Consider the following 17,408-nt stretch of genomic DNA (forward strand, 5'->3'; position numbering starts at 1 on the left):
GAAAAAACTCCACAAATTATTTTATGTGGAGAAGTTTTTTTATAAGAAATAGGTTTCACGAGAAACACTCTGAACAAGGGAAACTGTTCTTGTTTTTATACTCAATGAAAATCAAAGAGCAAACTAGGAAGCTAGCCACAGGCTGCTCAAAGCACTGCTTTGAGGTTGCAGATAAAACTGACGAAGTCAGCTCAAAACACTGTTTTGAGGTTGTAGATAAGACTGACGAAGTCAGTAACCATACCTACGGCAAGGCGAAGCTGACGTGGTTTGAAGAGATTTTCGAAGAGTATTAAGTCGTATAAATCGTCGATGCGGTCGCAATGGTGTGCCACTGGTTGGCTGTTGTGGCTGCAAAGTCCTTGTCTCCATAAAAATCATTAAATGGAAGGATTTCAACTTCTAATTCTTCGATACGGTCAATCTGACCTGCCAGATAAGCCTCGATGCGACTCTCTGCTCGCTTGATCCTTTGTAAGAGTCCGCCCATACGGATATCGACCGTATCCAAACCAAAGACCTTGTTTTCTTTCAGCCATTGTTGACTAAAGAGTTTGTGGAAAGTTTCAATCTCACTTCTGAGTTTTGGTAATTCTTGTTGAGCAATCTCTTGCAGGCTTGCTTTATCATCTGCTTGATAAGCTTGACGAATTCGTCTTCCTACATCAACCTTACTACTTAAAATAGCATTCAACTGAGCCTGAGTTTCAAAGAGGTAAGAGTAGGCGCCAGCTTTTTCTTTGATTTCAGCAAGGGTCTCCGCAGCATGCACGAAGTGTGGCTTGTCCTGTTCAGGTGTCATGTGTCGATCAAGAATCGGACAGAGAACATCCTGATAAAAGACATAGCGGTTTGGATTGATCCCGCTGAGATTGCCTGGTAGGTCTGGCAAGAGATTAGCTAGGTCAATCTGCATAAAGTCCTCAACGGATAGACCCGTATTGGTCTTGAAGTGTGCAGACAAACGGTCTAGGTCATTGCGGTAGCTGAGTTCTGCCCAGATTTGCAAGCTGGGTAGGATAGAAAACTGGGCTGTCTCGCCACCATTGTCCCCCCAACCAGTTACGATGACTTCTTTGATCTGATTAGCACGACAGGATTTATTGGCCTCGATAGCCACTAGACGGCTGAAATGGTTGTGTGGGGTAAAACCAATCCACTTCCAAGCACCACCTGCAAAGGCAATATCTTGGCTAATCTTGTGGTGATTGCGGAAATTACGGTTGTATTTCTCTTCACTGTCCTGATAATAATCCCAGTAAACCAAAGTCACACGGTCTTTGAGACGGGCTAGGTAGACACGAGTTTCCTCAGGAATTTCCACATCACGGTCGTACTGGCCATCTGCTGACATGAGTTTAAAGAACATATCACTCCACATCTGGCAGTGGAAACCATACTTGTCAGCAATGTCCAGCACGCGCTCCAAGTGTTGGCACATGAGGAGACTACGGTCCACAACACCGTTCAAGATCAGGTAGCGTCCCAAGCCAACCAGGTGGGCTTCGTCCATGCCGATATTGACCTTGCGAGTTTGTAGTTTAGATAGCGTTGCAAACATGCCATCAATCAAATCATAAACCTTTTCTTCGCCAATAAGGAGAATGTCCTCTACATCACGGAGTTCCTGCACTTCCTTAACACCCCATTTGACGAAGGCCGACAAGTGGGCCAAGGTCTGGATACAAGGCACAAAGGTCATGTCAAACTGCTGGGCGTAGGCTTCTATTTCCTGCAACTCCTCAGCCGAGTAAGCACCACGGAAATAACCAAAGTAAGGTTGTCCCTCAATCTGATAAGTATCTTCCATGTAAAGCTCAAAGGTTGAGTAGCCCATGAGAGCCAAGACTTCAATCATCTGTTTGGCAGAAGCCACATTTAGTACTGCATTTCGCGAACAGTCTGCCATGTAGGCCAACTCTTCGTAAGCAGCTTGTTCTTCAATCTCTACCTTATCACCTTCTACTAGAGCTGTTGCCAACAAGGACAAGGCGCGGTAAAGTTGGTGAGGTTTGTCATAAGTTAGTTGATAGTGGCCATCCTCACCCTTGATAGAGATAGAGGCTTGGTCAGACTGAGCGACTGCTACCTCTACATCTGCTAGCGAAATGTGCTTTTTAAGCAACTCTAATGCTTGCTCTTGTTTGGGACTAAGTCCTGTAAAAATTACCATTGGTTTTCCTCCTGCAACCAGTTGACAAGGGCACCGTAGAGATTGGCATCTGCATGATAGGTGCAAGCTTGGATAACTGGTGCGACCGTGTATTCTTCGTAGGTTTCGACAAATTCATCAACAGCTTTTTTGACCCCTTGGATAAAATCTGGATTTTGACTGATAGAGCCTCCCAGACTAATGACATCTGGATCGATCAGATACTGAATATTGAGCAAGCCTTGCGCCAGATTACGGTTCATGCGCTCAATGGCTTCTTGGCAAAGGACATTTCCAGCCGAAGCTTCTTGGTAAATCTTGCGACCATCCCAGTCAGTCTGACCAGATTTTTCAATTACGTAGCGAACCATGTTTCCTGTAGAGGCTAGTAGCGACCAGTTGTTGAGTTTTTCAGCTGGTTCAATAGTTGTCATGTAGCCAAACTCACCACCTAAGCCGTGGCGACCTCGGTGAAGTTTTCCATTGATAATCATAGCTCCACCGATCCCTGTCCCAATCACGACACAGGCTGCATTTTCAATCTCTGGGTGAGCCAGCAGTTCACTAAGTCCAACACAGTTGGCATCATTTTCTAGATGGACAGGCAGCTGATGATGAGCAAGGGCCTCATACCAAGAAAAACCGTGAATATAAGGTACGGCACTAATTCCCTCAATCACACCTGTTTCTTGATTGACCGCGCCTGGAACGCTCATGGCAATGCCCTTATAATCTTGCTCCGAAAGACGTTGTTCTAGCCATGCCAGTAAATCTTCTAGAGTTTCTGGTGTCGGTGTACTTGTCTTATCTAGTATTTTTCCATCAGGAGTCAGACTGGCAAACTTAATCCCAGTCCCTCCGATATCAATGGTTGCAATGGTCATTGTTCTTTACCGTAAAAAGGGGCGAATCAGTAGTTAGTCCTTACTCTTTCGCCCCTCCTTTCTATCTCATAGTATTAGTTATCAAACACTTTAAAACTGTTAAATGTCTTCTTTTTTGATCAATTCTGTACGAATTTCTTGTGGTGCTAAGAGTCCTGAATGAACGGGATATGGTCGCTCAAGTAAGTCAAGAATGGTTTGTTGCTGTTCTGATATACGCACATTTTCTTGACTCATATTGTAGTAACGAAGTACATATCCTTCTTCATTTTCAGCTACCTTAAAGGCTGTTGGGCAGACTTGTGGTAAGCTGAGTGCCGCATGACTCAAGAGGCTACCAGTCGCAGCAACACTTCCTTCTTGTTTAGCAACTTGAAGACTAGTGAATGGTGTTTGGAAGGCTTTGGCACGACGGAAGGCTGAGAAGCGTTCCCCTGCTTGGTGGCATTCGAGAGCAAACTCGACTTCAAACTCACGCAAGCACTGAGCCTCTGGTGTCGGGAAGTAACCCCAGTCACCTAACTCACCTGAGGCACGAAGAATGGTCACTGCAATGGTGTCGTCTCCAAGGATTTCATACTCGTGCAATCCTTTATTTGCCACTGTCACCCCTTTTTCATCATCATAAAGGCCGACAAAGGCTTGTTGGTGTTGAGGATTTTCAGGATTTTCCCAAGAAGCAGCTGGTTTGTTTGGTCGTGTCACCACCTCATAAATGCTTTCCGAATCATTGCTTGGACGCGTATTATGAGTCTTGACCAAGAGACGGATACGGTGGTCCTTGGCAGTATTAGTAAAGCGAGTCTTGAAGCGGATTTGTGGATTGTCGACAAAGACGGTCATCTCTGTTTCCAGAGGAAGGGTTGTCAATTCTTCTGAGCGCCCAGCTTCACGCGTCATAAACTCGATGATACCTCTTTGTTCCGCATCCAGTTTTTCATCTGCACTTACTGGAATTGTCAATTCATGCTTGAGCAAAATCTTGGCAAAACGAGCTGTATTTTCCAAGACTTCACAGCCTTTGAGTTCTGCGTAGATAGGTTCTGTTCCTTTTGGTTGGAAATAGATGTACTCATTTCCAATGTCACCACGGTCTTCAAAGCGAAGAACATCTTCATAAGCTTCATGAGTTGTCTTGTCGTAGACTGTGATATTTTCATCTACACTGACCGTTACAAATGGCGTATCAATCACTCCATTTTGGTAAATACCGTCACGGTGTTCTTGTTCTCCTTCAAGCAATTGGAAGGTTGTCCAAGAAAGTGGTGCCAGATGAACAGGCACTGTCACGCGCACTTGTCGAGCGATACGAGCCTGACGGAACTTGTCTTTTGGTAAATCATACTCAAAATTAGCTCCCAGATCTTCGATTTTCGCTTCTACAGCATGCCCTTCTAAGTCTTCGACACGGTAGCTTGGCAAGGTCAAAGCTGCCATCTTCTTATAGCCTTCTGTTGGGTGCAATTCCTTGAAATCACAAGTCGCCACATCAATCACGGTGCTGACCGTATCAACCTTGTCATGCAAGCCTGTGTTGATGACCGTAAAGAGATGATCGCTTTGGGCTTCGTGGGTTGCAATTTTACCCTTCCACTCGTTGAGAAGATTGGTCTTAACGAAATTTCCAACTTGGTTAACCTTGGCAAAACGTGTCTCCATCTCACGGTGAACCTCGTCCACGCTACAGCCACAGATACTGTCATGTGGCGCATTTTGTAGAAGGACTTTCCAAGCATAGGTCAACTGGTCCTTATGGTTGTGCCCGCCAGTGATGACAGTCAATGGCTCCACTACTTGTTCTAGCAAGTTGCTATTTTCTTGGAAGGCTTGTTTGAGGTAAATGCGTGAAGAAGAAGTGTTGGCAAGTGTGTACCAGCCATCTGTTTCCTGACTGGTCAACTCACCTGTAACGGTAGATAGTTGCTCAGGTAGAGCACTTTCTACTGCATGGACATAGTCATCAAAGGAACTATGCACAAAGGTCACATCTGGAAAGAGTTCATTGGCCACACGAATGGCTTCGCTCAGATTTCGCTGTACAGGCTGGTGGTCACATCCGTTCATCATCAACCATTGGTTGGTCGAAGCGTAGTCACGCACGTCTGACAGTTTTTGTTTCCAGAAGGCCAGGGCTTCATCCTTATCAACTGGAATTTCATTTCCATTACTGTACCAGTTGGCAAAGAGGATACCGAGGACACGACTTCCGTCTGCACCCTGCCAGTACATTTCTGAAAACTGGGAAGTAAACTGCTCATCTTCGAGAACTTGGTTGTCAAATCCAATCGGCTTCACACCACGCCCAAAAGCTGCCACGTGAATGCCTGATTTTTGAAGGATTTGAGGAGCTTGTCCCATATTTCCAAAGGTATCTGGGAAATAACCAATCTGGGTTGATTTGCCCCATTTTGCACATTCTGCTTGACCAATCAAGGTATTGCGGACGTTGGCTTCGCTAGAAATCAAGTAATCATCCTGCAAGATGTAAAAGGGACCAATTTTGAGTTTGCCTTGGTCGATGTAACCTTGGACTTTGTCGCGATTTTCAGGGCGAATTTCCAAGTAGTCATCCAGGACAATGGTTTGTCCATCCAAGTGGAAACTCTTGAACTCAGGGTCATTTTCAAAGAGATCAAAAAGATTGTCAAACAATTCCACCAACTGCATCCGGTGGCTTTCAAAAGGTAGATACCACTCACGGTCCCAGTGACTATGTGAGATAATATGTACAACAACATTTTCCATGAGTAAAACCTCATTCTAACTTAAATTTTTATTTCTATCTAACTAAAGAACTGACTAGCGAATATCTAGATAATCCAAGACTAACTCACAAAACATCATGTTGGCCCAAGAGAACCATTCACGAGAGTAGAGCGTTGGATCATCTACGTGGAAGCTTTCATGCATGACACCTGTGCCACCATCGCAGGCAACGAGCTGATCGAGCAAGAATTTCTTCTCTGCCTTATCACTTGTTGTCAAGCCTTGGATAGAAAGGGCAATGGGCCAGATATAACGATAGAAGGTGTGAGAACTTCCGAGCCCACTAGCATATTCACCTTGGTAGAAATATGGATTTTCAGGGCTCAAAATGGTACGACGTGTTGCTTGATACACTTCGTCTTCAATGTCGCAATAGCCCAGATAAGGCGCAGCCAGCAGACTCGGTACATTTGGATCATCCATGATGCTAGCATTTCCTAGGCCATCCACTTCAAAGGCGTAAATCTTTTCACCCTTGCTGTTAGTTGTGTAGGCGTAATTTTCGATGCCTTCTTGGATTTCAGCTTGCAGACGTTTAGCGTCTACAATGATACTTGAGCTATCAACTAGGTCTAGTTCTGCAAAGATTTCTTGGACATAACCCAAGACCACTACTGCAAACATATTGGACGGAATCAAGTAGCTATACTGACAACAATCATCACTTGGTCGGAAGGCTGACCAGGTCATACCTGTCACTGCAAAGGCAGGTCCAAAGCCATCATTTACCAGAGTATCTTCCTTGCGGTCCGTATCACGGACAAAACGATAAGGAGAGTTCTTGTGGTCTTGTTCCACTGTCCACAGATGAAGAATTTCCTTGGTCGCTGCGACAAAAGTCTCATCAAATTGACTGATCTCGCCAGTCTCTTTCCAAAGGAGATAAGCCAGCTGCAAAGGATAACAAAGCGAGTCCACCTCGTACTTACGCTCCCAAATCCAGCCGTTAAGGTCTGTGTGGTCAGTCTCATGGTGCCCCTTCCAGTTCTCCTCAATGTTAAAGGAGTTGGCATACGGATCCTTGAGAATCAAGGTCATCTGACGCTTGACCAAACCTGCAAGGGTCTGACGCAAGAGAGGATCTTTTTTAGCCACATGAAGGTAGGGTCTAAGTTGGGCTGTCGAATCCCGAAGCCACATGGCAGGAATATCCCCAGTCAAGACAAAAGTTGAGCCATCTTCTAAGATTTCAACCGTATTGTCCAAGGTATCTGTATAGCAACGCTCGAAGACATCCACCCACTCGGGATGGTCCTTAGCCCGCTCCGCTACTTCATCCAGCCATTCTCTAACAATTTCTTTAGAATATACCATAAACTTTTACCTCATTCAAACAAGATTCATTTTCAGTATATAGCTTTTAGCCCAGAAAATATATACACAAATGATAGTCATTTTTCTACAAAATTGTTATATTTGAAACTCCTTTTCTAAAGACCATTTTTTCTGATATAATGTAGAAAACAGCTAAAGGAAATACCATGAAACCACTACTTGAAACCATCGATACCCGCTTTGGGACTGCTAGCAAGCATGCCTTTTCTCGGGGAAATACCCTGCCTTACACGGGCGTTCCTTTTGGGATGAATTATTTTGTGCCTCAGACCAGCGATCAGGAGGGAGCTTGGTTTTTCGAACCACATCTGCCCATCTTTCAAGGGATTCGATTAACCCACCAGCCCAGTCCTTGGATTGGCGACTACTCTTGGCTGCTTCTGACACCTATCACCGGCCAGCTTGGGGGAGATAGCCTCTTTCACCGTCAATCCTCCTATGATAGGGATAAAGCTTCCTTCCAACCTCATTATCTGAAGATTTTCTCCCTGCGCTTTCAGATTGAAACCCAGCTTACACCGACTTGCTATGGCGCTTCTATTCGTTTGGAGCAAAAGCAAGGCAAAGCCCTCTCCCTCTATCTTCACGCAGCAGATGACTTGACAGTCAAGCAAGTAGATAAGCGGACTCTTTCCCTACGACAAGAAGGAAAAACAGAGACAAACAAAAATACGCTAAAACTATTCACTGCCCTGCAAATGAATACGGATATTCTTGCTGTCAGCCAAGAAGGTGGAGACTGGCGAATTGACCTGACAGATAGTCATGCTGACATCCAGCTAGCAACTTCTTTCATCTCGCCTTCTCAAGCTCTGCTTAATCTACCTCAAACGGACTTTGATAGCTGTAAAGAAAGTGCGAAAGCAGACTGGGAAGACCTCCTCCATCGTTTTGACATACTAGAGACAGGAGAGACTGACCGGACCTTCTTTGATCACTGCCTCTACAGACTCTTCCTCTTCCCGCAGACTTTTTATGAGGTTGATGAATCAGGGCAAGCCATCCACATGGATCTGGCTACTGGTACTATCAAGCCCGGCGTCCTCTTTAGCAACAATGGCTTCTGGGATACCTTCCGCACCACCTTCCCCCTCTTTGCCCTTATCATACCGGAGCACTATCACCGCTTTTTAGAAGGTTTCCTCAATAGCTACCGCGATACTGGATTCCTTCCAAAATGGCTAGCTCCGGACGAACGGGGTATGATGCCTGGTACCCTTTTAGATGGCATTATCGCAGACAGCGCCTGCAAGGACATGGCCCCCGACCTAGAAAAAGAACTCCTTCAAGCCATGCTTGAAACAGCCACTAAGTCCGACCCTCTCGGCATCAATGGCCGCCACGGACTAGCCCAATACCAAGAACTGGGCTACCTCTCTACCGACCACCACGAAAGCGTCAGCCATACCCTAGACTATGCCTATAGTGATTTTTGTATCGCCAGCTGTGCCGAAAAACTAGGTCAGAATGACATCGCGGAAACTTATAGAACTGCGTCTCAAAATTACCGTCATCTATTTGATGCTGAGACAGGTTACATGCGAGCGCGAGATAGCCAAGGCAACTTCCGCCCTGACTTCTCTCCTTATGGTTGGGGACGCGACTACGCCGAATGCTCTGCCATTCAAGCGACTTTAGGCGTCCTCCATGACATCCCAGGCTTAATCCAACTTATGGGTGGAAAAGAAGCCTTCAGCAATTATCTATTGAAAGCCTGTCAGGACGCTCCTCTCTTTGAAACCACCGGCTATGGTTACGAGATTCACGAGATGAGCGAGATGGCAACAGCTCCCTTTGGACAACTCGCCATCTCTAACCAGCCTAGCTTCCACATCCCTTATCTCTTCCGCTACAGCAACTACCCAGACTACACTGCCCTTCTCATCAAGACGCTCCGTCAGAAAGCCTTTCACCCCAGCTGGAAAGCCTATCCTGGCGATGAGGACAATGGCAGTCTCTCTGCTTGGTACATCTGGTCAGCTCTTGGATTCTACCCGACCTGTCCGGGCAAACCAAGTTATGATCTCGGAATCCCTCTCTTTGACCATCTCCGTATCTACCTAGCTAAGGAAAATAAATGGCTGGATATCCATGCCGAGCAAAACCACAGCCATTTCAACTTTGTCAAAGAATGCCGATTGGACAAGACTATAGTATCTAGCATTCAACACCAAGACCTCTTGAAAGCTGAGCAACTGACCTTCACCCTCAGCTGGCTACCAAATCACTAATAACCCAAAAAACCTTTGCATCGCGCAAAGGTTTTTTTTATGAAACTTGGACTTGAAGTTGATCTACAAGCTGACCACCCACCGTTAGGTTCAGATAGAAATCCAAGGTTTTATCTCCTGTATAATACAAGGTTGGAAGCGTCAATCTTTTTTCAGTCTCGCCAACTTGAAACGCAAGGACTTGAATCTCATCCTGATAAGCGACACCATGTACACCCGTCCCTGGTTGAATCGAAATCTTAGCTTCTAAAGGACCACTACATTCTCTGCGCTTAACTGTAAAGTGGACATTTTCTCCCTTGGTCACAGCTAGACTTTTTTCTGAAAACTCTAGTTGCTGAACAGCTTCTTTTTTCAACAAGGTAGGTGTTTTATAGAGTGAAATTTTGGTCAACAAAGGCAAAGCCTGTGCCTCTGTAATGGTCACGCGTATCTTCTGCGCCTCAACGACTGATCCTCGTAAGAGACGTTTGTAGCCAACAGTATAACCAGAGCCAAACTCCTGCCAGACACCATCCAACTCTACCTGAACATGGAAAGCAGCGATGCGTTGCCCCAACTTCAAATCTTCTCTTAACTCAATCACATCAAAAGTTTTAAGTGCCCCTAAATCGAGCTCTAATTGGATTGGCAACTCTGCATCACTTGCCCAAGAACTAGCCTCCAGTCCATCTGTCAGATGATGACAAGCAAAGTCTGGTGATAGAGCAGGGCCAGATACCTTGGCTCCCAGAGCTAAATCTTCCCTATAGAGTGTGTCACGGTAGGCAGCAAATTCATACAGTCGCCGGATATCCTTTTCGTCAAAGAGGCCATCTTGGTTTGGCGGAATATTGAGTAAGAGAGGTGTACCCCGACCCACCGAGTGAAAGTAGAATTCGACCAATTCCTCGAGAGACTTGGGGTCCTGATCCTCATGGTAAAACCAGCCCGGCCGAAGAGAAACATCTGCCTCACCGATTGAAAATAGCGTCCCAAAGGGGTCTCCGTGCTGTAGATAATCTAATTCCGCCTCTGTTCCTAACTGGTCTGGTTTGACCTTTTGCCACAAGGGATCCCCTGCATAGCCTCGTTCATTTCCAATCCAGCGAATACTGGTCTCTTCAGTTGAGAAAATCAAACAATCGCCCTGCAAGTCACGAATGGTTTCAAACCAAGTCTCAAACTCATAGTTGACCTTCTGGGCCCCTTCTCCTCGAGCACCATCCATCCACACCTCAGCGAACTTACCAGCATTTCCATAGGCAGGATTTGACAAGATTTCCTTCAATTGAGCCAGATAGTAGGCATTGTAGCCCGCTTCTCGGTCAACGTGATAGAGGGGACTGTGAGCATCCCAAGGAGACAAATACACTCCCATATCCATGTCAAACTCAGTCGCAGCTTGGGAAACTTCGAGAAGCAAATCCCCCTTTCCATCCCTCCAAGGGCTAGCCTTGACCGAATAATCTGTATGTACTGTCGGGTAGAGGACAAAACCATCGTGGTGCTTAACCACCAAAATCAGCTTTTTAAAACCTGTTTCTTTGAGTACCCGAACCCATTCACGCGCATCCAACTTGGTCGGGTTGAAACGCTTAGGATCCTCTCGCCCACTTCCCCATTCTTGGTCATAAAAGGTATTGGGACCAAAATGGATAAAGGCAGCTAGTTCATCCTCTAAATAAGCTAGCTGGGCCTGATTTGGTAATGGTCCATGCGGTTTTATTTTCGTCATCATCTCACATCTCTTTCTCTTGTTCACAAAGTTATCCACAACTTGTGGATAAGAAAGCATACCTAAAAACTAATTTCTTCAGACTCCAGCTCTTAGACTTTGGACCTGTAAATCTAAACAGATCTTTGTAAAATAGCTCTGTACTAGGATTTCTGCTAGCTCTCTAGCAAGTCACTAATATACAGAACTATTATCAGGATACTTCAACACCCTGAGTTGTATGTCATTTCCCCCCTAGACTTATCCACAGACTGTGAATAAACTATTGTTCCAGACCACTCTCTCTTTGACTATAACAAAAAGCGATAGCAGCGTCAATATGACTAAGCTCCCTTCCTAAATCCCCTGAAAAGATTCTATAATTTGTACAATCGTAGCTTTTGCATTCGCCAGCTAGTGAGAATCAGCCAGTAGAAAATGACCTCTTTATCACATTGTGAACAGCACAGCTGTGATACTATAATACCTAACAACCTAATCATTTCCAGCAAAAAATCCCGCAGATTTGCGGGATTCTCTCTTGCATCAATGTGCCAACATTTCTTGGGCGATTTCTTGGCCAGATAGGTTATCTGGATAGTAGGTTGGCCAGTTATCCATCTCTTCAAAGAGGGCCTCTTGGCTAGTACCTCCAAAGAAGATATGGAAATGTTCTGCCTTAACTGGGGCGATATTGTGGTCACTAAACTGAACATACTTGAACTGTCCAGCGTCCGCATCTGTCGCTTCAAAGAGGAAGCGCACACCACGATTGCCTTTCTTATAGGTCAAGATTTTCTTGCCGACATACTTGTAGGTGAATTTCTTGCTTTGGCCACCTTGAACAAATTCCATAGTGTTATCCGTGATGTTGATCTTAGTCACATCTGTCTGATAGCCTTTTCTATAGTAGGCCTTGTACTCATCCTTGGTCATCTTACCAGTCAACTTAGCCTTGTAGTCAAAGACTTGATCAAAGGTCCCATCTTCAAGGAAAGGATAAACTGACTGCCAGTTGCCTACATAGTCACTCAAGGTACGGTCTTTGACATCTGCATCCTCAAAGTAACCATTGTGAACTGTCTTGGTGTTTTCTTCCTTTTCTGGCTCAATTTCTGGCCCTTCTTGGTCTGTTGTTTGTTTCAAAGCCTTGAGGTTTTTCTCCATGATAGAGATGTAATTTTCTCCCGCCTTGGTGTCCTCTTCAGTCAGACTTTCTAAAGGATTGAGGACATCTGTTTTGACACCTGCCTCTTTTGAAAGTGTATTAGCAAGGGCTTGTGAGGCATTTTCTTCAAAGTAGATATAAGAAATCTTGTTTTTCTTGATATACTCTGTCAATTCTGCCAGACGAGCAGCTGATGGCTCTGCATCTGGAGAGAGACCTGAAATTGCGACTTGTTTGAGTCCATAGTCCAAGGCAAGATAGTTAAAGGCTGCGTGCTGAGTCACAAAGCTCTTTTGTTTAGCTTGAGACAAGCCTTCTGCATAAGCCTTATCCAAGGCTTGCAATTTTTCGATATAAGCAGCCGCGTTCTTTTCAAAGGTCTCTTTTTTATCAGGATAATCTGCTGACAAGCTGTCACGGATATGCTCTACCAGTTTGATGGCGCGTGCTGGTGAAAGCCAAACGTGGGGATCGTAGTCGTGATGGTGACCCTCACCGCCATGGTCATGGTCTCCCTCTTCTTCCTCACCACCTGGCAAGAGGAGCATATCACCTGTCGCCTTGATGGTTTTCACTTTTTTCTTATCCAAAGTATCTAGCAATTTAGGAACCCAAGTTTCCATATTTTCATTTTCATAGACAAAGGTATCTGCGTCTTGGATTTTGGCAACTGCCTTGGCAGACGGTTCATACTCATGGGGTTCTGTACCAGCACCGATTAGAAGTTCTACATTAGCAGTATCTCCTGCGACTTGCTTGGTAAATTCGTAGACAGGGTAAAAGGTTGTCACGATATTGAGTTTCCCATCTGCCTGTTTTTGATTGGAACAAGCCACTAAAAACAGGGCACATAGACTAGCCAGTAGTAAGCTCAATTTTTTCATTTCATTCTCCTATTTGATAAAACGTTTCAGTAGACTGACTAACAAAAAGACAGCTACAAAGATAATGGTGATACTAGCGCTGGCAGGTGTTTCCGCATAGTAGGAAATATAGAGACCTGCCACCATTCCCAAAAAGCCAATAGCGCTGGCTAGTAACATAACGGATTTGAAATTTTTCCCCAGACGAAGGGCAATACTAGCTGGCAAGACCATAATGGTCGATACCAGAAGAGCTCCTGCCGCTGGTATCATAAGGGCAATGGCCACCCCTGTCACCATGTTAAAGAGGATAGACATGGTACGAACTGGCAAGCCATCCACAAAGGCCGTGTCCTCATCAAAAGTCAGGATATACATTGGTCGCAAGAACAAGAAAGTCAAGAGTAAAACGACCGCCGCAATGGCAAAGAGGAATATCACCTGCTCCTGGCTAATGGTCACAATCGAACCAAAGAGATATTGGTCCAAACTCATGGAGCTCGAACTTTTCCCCTTACTCATCACGATAAGAGACACTGCAAGTCCTGTTGACATGAGGATGGCAGTCCCGATTTCCATAAAGTTCTTATAGACTGTCCGGAGATACTCTAGAAAGACCGCAGCGATCAAGACAATGGCAATGGTTGAAATGGTTGGAGAAATTCCCAAAACCAGACCAAAGGCTACTCCTGATAGAGAAACGTGACTGAGGGTATCGCTCATGAGACTCTGACGACGTAAGATAAGGAAAGTCCCAAGAACCGGAGAAAAGAGACTCATGGCAATGACCGCCAAGAAGGCACGCTGCATAAAGTCATAAGATAACAAACTAAGCATGGTCCACCTCCTGGTCGCTTTCGTGAACATTGAAACAACGCCACGGCGAATCTTGGTTACGAACCAGATGAATATTGCGATCCGCATAGTCCTTGACCTCCTCAGGATCATGGGTAATCATCAAAACAGCCTTGCCATGATGGTGGGCACTATGGTGCATGAGTTCGTAAAATTCATTTTTGCTCCCCGCATCCATCCCTGTCGTCGGCTCATCTAGGACAAAGATATCTGGGTCAGAAGCAAACATCCGGGCAATCACTGCTCGTTGCTTTTGGCCTCCCGAGAGGGAGCCAATTCGTTTGTCACGGTGTTCCCACATACCAACTGAGTCTAGACTGGCCTTGATATGCTCCTCATCATGGGCGTTCAAGCGACGGAACCAACCCTTTCGCGGATAGCGGCCCGACTTGACAAATTCATAAACCGTACTCGGAAAGCCAGCATTAAAACTGGCTATCTGCTGGGGAAGATAAGCTATCCTAAGCTTTTTCCCATGAGTATTTGTCTTTGAGATGGTTACCTTGCCAAATCTTGGTTGCAAGATGCCTAGGCTCGCCTTGATAAGCGTCGTCTTGGCAGCCCCATTTTCACCAGTCAGGGTGACAAACTCCCCACTATCAACACTATAGTTGATATGTTCGAGGACAGGTTCCTTGTCATAATAGAAAGACAAGTCCTCTACTGTAATATACCTCATTATTTGATTTCTCCTACTAAAGCAGTTAAAAACCGCTGGATAACTTCTTGTTCATTTGGAGTAAACTGACTTGCTACTTGTTCATAGGCTAAGAGCGTGTGTTCATGATGATGGTGGTGTTCCTCTGCTACTGGTCGAGCTAGTTCTGTCAGTTGGTAAAAAACCACACGCGCATCTTTTGGATCTCTGGATGTCTCTAACATACCCTCTTTAACCAAAGACTTGATAGCCTTGGTCACTGCCGCCTGACTGACATTAAGGCGACGGGCCAACTCCGAGTTGGTTAGGGATTCTTTTGACAAGAGCATGAGGATGTGTTCCTGAGTATTGGTCAAGGCAACGTCACTCGTGCAATGCCCGATCAGAATTTCATGCTGGTTCTCAGATCTCAAGATCACCTCGTTTAAAAAATTGTCGATTTCCTGTGCAAGCTGTCTCATGTGTTACTCCTTCCCAAGCTATCTTTTTCGTAAAAAATAGAGATAGCCACCGATTCTTTACTGGTTAATTATATCATAAACCAAAAAAGAGTCAAGGGAAAAAGGCGTAAAAACGTTTCCCTAGACTCTTCTAGATGTAAAATTTAACCTATTTTTGCTTTGGTTTTCGACTCGATAAGATACCTGCCAAGCCAGCTACCATTCCCATCAAGAGCAAGAAGATGGACTGTTCGCTTCCTGTATTTGGGAGGGCTTTTTCTGAGACAACTGCCTTCTTGCTAAATTGACCTGCCACCTCATAAGTCAATGGCACATTTGTAGTCGCATCGTTAGCAGTCGCATTCGTTTGAGGCGTTTCTACTGGCAGACTAAAAGTTGTAGAGTCCACAGAAATCGTCCGTGAGTTCGGATTGATCTTTTCATACTGGGTCAAATCAGCTGTTTTAAGATACTCTTCAAAGGCTGCATCCATAGAAGGACCTTCTTCTCGCGCACCACCTAACATCGTGTAGCCATCACCACCCGCAGCTAGGAAATCATTGGTTGCAAGATAGTAAGTTTTTGCGAGGTCCAGGAGATCATAACGACCAGTCGCACGGTTTTTAACCTGGATAGCCAAGACACGTTTGCCTGATGGGAGGTTGGTATCATAGTAGACCTTCACACCTGAAACTTGCAAGAAGCCACCACTTGGTTCTAGCAATGGTTGTCCGTTCTCATCCAAGACCTTCTTGCCATCCTTATCGACCTGCAAGATAGATCCGAGTGATTTTTCAAACATATCTAAGACTTGTTGCCCCGTCACTTGGATTTGTGAAATGGTATTTCCAAATGGAAGAACAGCAATGACATTTCCTTTAGTGATTGGTTTGCCTTTTGCAATGGTTTCACGCAAGCCACCACCATTTGTCACAGCGATGTCTGTCGGATGGCTAAATCCTGTTTGACCATACTGATAGAGAGAGTCTGCTACGACGTTTCCGAGGTTGGTTTCACGAACTCGAACATTTTCACGATCACCGTTTAGTTCTACAGGGCTGTTTGAGACAATCTCAACTGCATTTTCAGCATCGTATTTTTGTTTAATGTCTTTGACTAGTTTTTCAACTTTTGGATTGGCAGTCAATTTCTTGGCATCAGCAGCTGCAATCAACGTAGGATTCCCCAAAAGCTGACGTGATTTGTAGATAACTTTCCCAACATTATGAAGGTAACTTCCTGTTTGGTTATAGGTAACATTGTTGCCATAAGTTGTGGAAGCTACTGTATGAGAATGCCCATCAATAACTGTCACACGTTTGCCTTTGAGACGAGGATTTTTAGATAGAGCTTCTGCCAAGGTTGAACCACGCCACTCGACTGGAGTTGTGGTATCTACACCCAAGTGAGCGAGCACAACATAGTGTTTGTAGTCCTTGCCTTCTGCACGAGCCTTGGCTTGAACTTCTTCGATGACCTTATTGACTTCAGAGATTGGATCTGTAAAAGTTACCCCTTTAATGTTTTTAGGGTGGGTTTTTGTAGCGGTTTCAGGTGTTGTCACACCGATTACAACAAATTCATCACCTTCCACAGTCTTATCTTTATCAACAATTGTAGAAGCTTCAAAAAGACGAGCGCCATTGACATAGGTATTTGAGCTAAGTAATGGGAATTTCAAGATTTCCTTGTATTTTTTAACTTCATCAAGGCCAAAGTCAAACTCATGGTTTCCTACTGCCATGGCATCATACTGCATCTGATTGAGAATTTCAGCACGCGCTTCACCCTTCGTAGAGTTGGAAATCGGCAAACCTTGGAAGGCGTCTCCCGCATCAACAACCAGAGTATTTTGATTTGATTTCGCACGTTCCTGCTCAATGACAGTCGCTAACTTGGCATCTCCAATTACTCCTTTTTCCTCTACGATACGACCATGGACATCATTGGTGTGTAAGATAACGGTGTCCTTTTCTTCGCTTTTAGTAGATTCAGCAGGAGCTGACGGAGCTTCTGCAGATGCAACGGTTGCTGGAGTCTCTACCTCGTTTGTTGGAGTTGCTGACGCTACAGGGTTCGACACAGGAGCAGGAGCCTCCGACGTGGCGGGAGTTGCTACAACAGCTGAACTTTCTGCAGGAGTTGTTGCTTCTTCAGCGTATACTTGTCCAGCTAAAAAGGCTGGGGCTAATAGAGCTGTCGATAAGACAGGTAACAAAGAACGTTTATTCATTTTGAAATCCTTTTCTTTTCTTTTTTCCTTTATATTATACGATATTTCTAGAAAATTTGAAACTTTTGACTTATTTTCATCTAAAACATTCGCTATTTAAACAAAAAAAGCTTGGGTTCAAATCCCA

The 17,408-nt window shown here is 44.9% G+C and carries 12 protein-coding genes; 2 read left to right on the forward strand and 10 right to left on the reverse strand.

Translation table 11 applies throughout. From position 1 onward, the window contains the following. The first annotated feature begins 104 nt into the window (after positions 1-104). The gene (locus tag DB729_RS09490) at positions 105-296 is read left to right on the forward strand and encodes a hypothetical protein (RefSeq protein WP_109289827.1); all 192 of its coding nucleotides are present in this window, start codon (positions 105-107) and stop codon (positions 294-296) included. Here DB729_RS09490 and DB729_RS03115 read toward each other — a convergent pair. From DB729_RS03115 to DB729_RS03130, 4 genes are all read right to left on the reverse strand, one after another. Next, entirely contained in the window at positions 293-2,173 is a 1,881-nt protein-coding gene (locus tag DB729_RS03115; RefSeq protein WP_109289555.1) for a beta-N-acetylhexosaminidase, read from the reverse strand. The genes DB729_RS09490 and DB729_RS03115 overlap by 4 nt on opposite strands. Continuing rightward, positions 2,167-3,036 carry an ROK family protein gene (locus DB729_RS03120; protein WP_109289554.1) on the reverse strand — a complete coding sequence of 290 codons (870 nt, stop codon included), beginning with the start codon at positions 3,034-3,036 and terminating at the stop codon, positions 2,167-2,169. Before DB729_RS03120 ends, DB729_RS03115 begins: the two co-directional genes overlap by 7 nt. Before the next feature lie 99 nt (positions 3,037-3,135). Beyond that, complete coding sequence (locus tag DB729_RS03125; protein WP_109289553.1) at positions 3,136-5,781, reverse strand: alpha-mannosidase; 2,646 nt, start codon at positions 5,779-5,781, stop codon at positions 3,136-3,138. A gap of 54 nt (positions 5,782-5,835) precedes the next feature. Next, positions 5,836-7,116, reverse strand: a complete 1,281-nt coding sequence (locus DB729_RS03130; protein ID WP_109289552.1) for a glycoside hydrolase family 125 protein — start codon at positions 7,114-7,116, stop codon at positions 5,836-5,838. A 167-nt stretch (positions 7,117-7,283) separates the two neighbouring features. Between DB729_RS03130 and DB729_RS03135 the strand changes: the two genes are divergently transcribed. Next, a complete protein-coding gene (locus DB729_RS03135) occupies positions 7,284-9,368 on the forward strand; it encodes a GH92 family glycosyl hydrolase (RefSeq protein WP_109289551.1) in 2,085 nt (694 codons plus the stop codon). Positions 9,369-9,405: 37 nt separating this feature from the next. Here DB729_RS03135 and DB729_RS03140 read toward each other — a convergent pair whose 3' ends face one another. From DB729_RS03140 to nt5e, 6 genes are all read right to left on the reverse strand, one after another. Then, positions 9,406-11,085 (reverse strand): alpha-L-fucosidase, encoded by a 1,680-nt coding sequence (locus DB729_RS03140; protein ID WP_165442238.1) that lies wholly within the window; start codon positions 11,083-11,085, stop codon positions 9,406-9,408. Positions 11,086-11,610: 525 nt separating this feature from the next. Then, positions 11,611-13,116, reverse strand: a complete 1,506-nt coding sequence (gene adcA / locus DB729_RS03145; RefSeq protein WP_109289549.1) for a zinc ABC transporter substrate-binding lipoprotein AdcA — start codon at positions 13,114-13,116, stop codon at positions 11,611-11,613. Positions 13,117-13,125: 9 nt separating this feature from the next. Further along, positions 13,126-13,932 carry a metal ABC transporter permease gene (locus DB729_RS03150; protein ID WP_000950023.1) on the reverse strand — a complete coding sequence of 269 codons (807 nt, stop codon included), beginning with the start codon at positions 13,930-13,932 and terminating at the stop codon, positions 13,126-13,128. Then, on the reverse strand, positions 13,925-14,629 hold the full coding sequence (locus DB729_RS03155) for a metal ABC transporter ATP-binding protein (protein WP_001269482.1): 705 nt from the start codon (positions 14,627-14,629) through the stop codon (positions 13,925-13,927). Before DB729_RS03155 ends, DB729_RS03150 begins: the two co-directional genes overlap by 8 nt. Then, positions 14,629-15,069: a zinc-dependent transcriptional regulator AdcR gene (gene adcR, locus DB729_RS03160; protein ID WP_084918040.1), complete on the reverse strand. Its 441-nt coding sequence runs from the start codon at positions 15,067-15,069 to the stop codon at positions 14,629-14,631. Before adcR ends, DB729_RS03155 begins: the two co-directional genes overlap by 1 nt. A gap of 148 nt (positions 15,070-15,217) precedes the next feature. Then, positions 15,218-17,281, reverse strand: a complete 2,064-nt coding sequence (gene nt5e, locus DB729_RS03165) for a cell surface ecto-5'-nucleotidase Nt5e (RefSeq protein WP_109289548.1) — start codon at positions 17,279-17,281, stop codon at positions 15,218-15,220. Positions 17,282-17,408: the final 127 nt, after the last annotated feature.

This window comes from Streptococcus halitosis, from assembly GCF_003143695.2.
GTDB classification, from domain to species: Bacteria; Bacillota; Bacilli; order Lactobacillales; family Streptococcaceae; genus Streptococcus; species Streptococcus halitosis.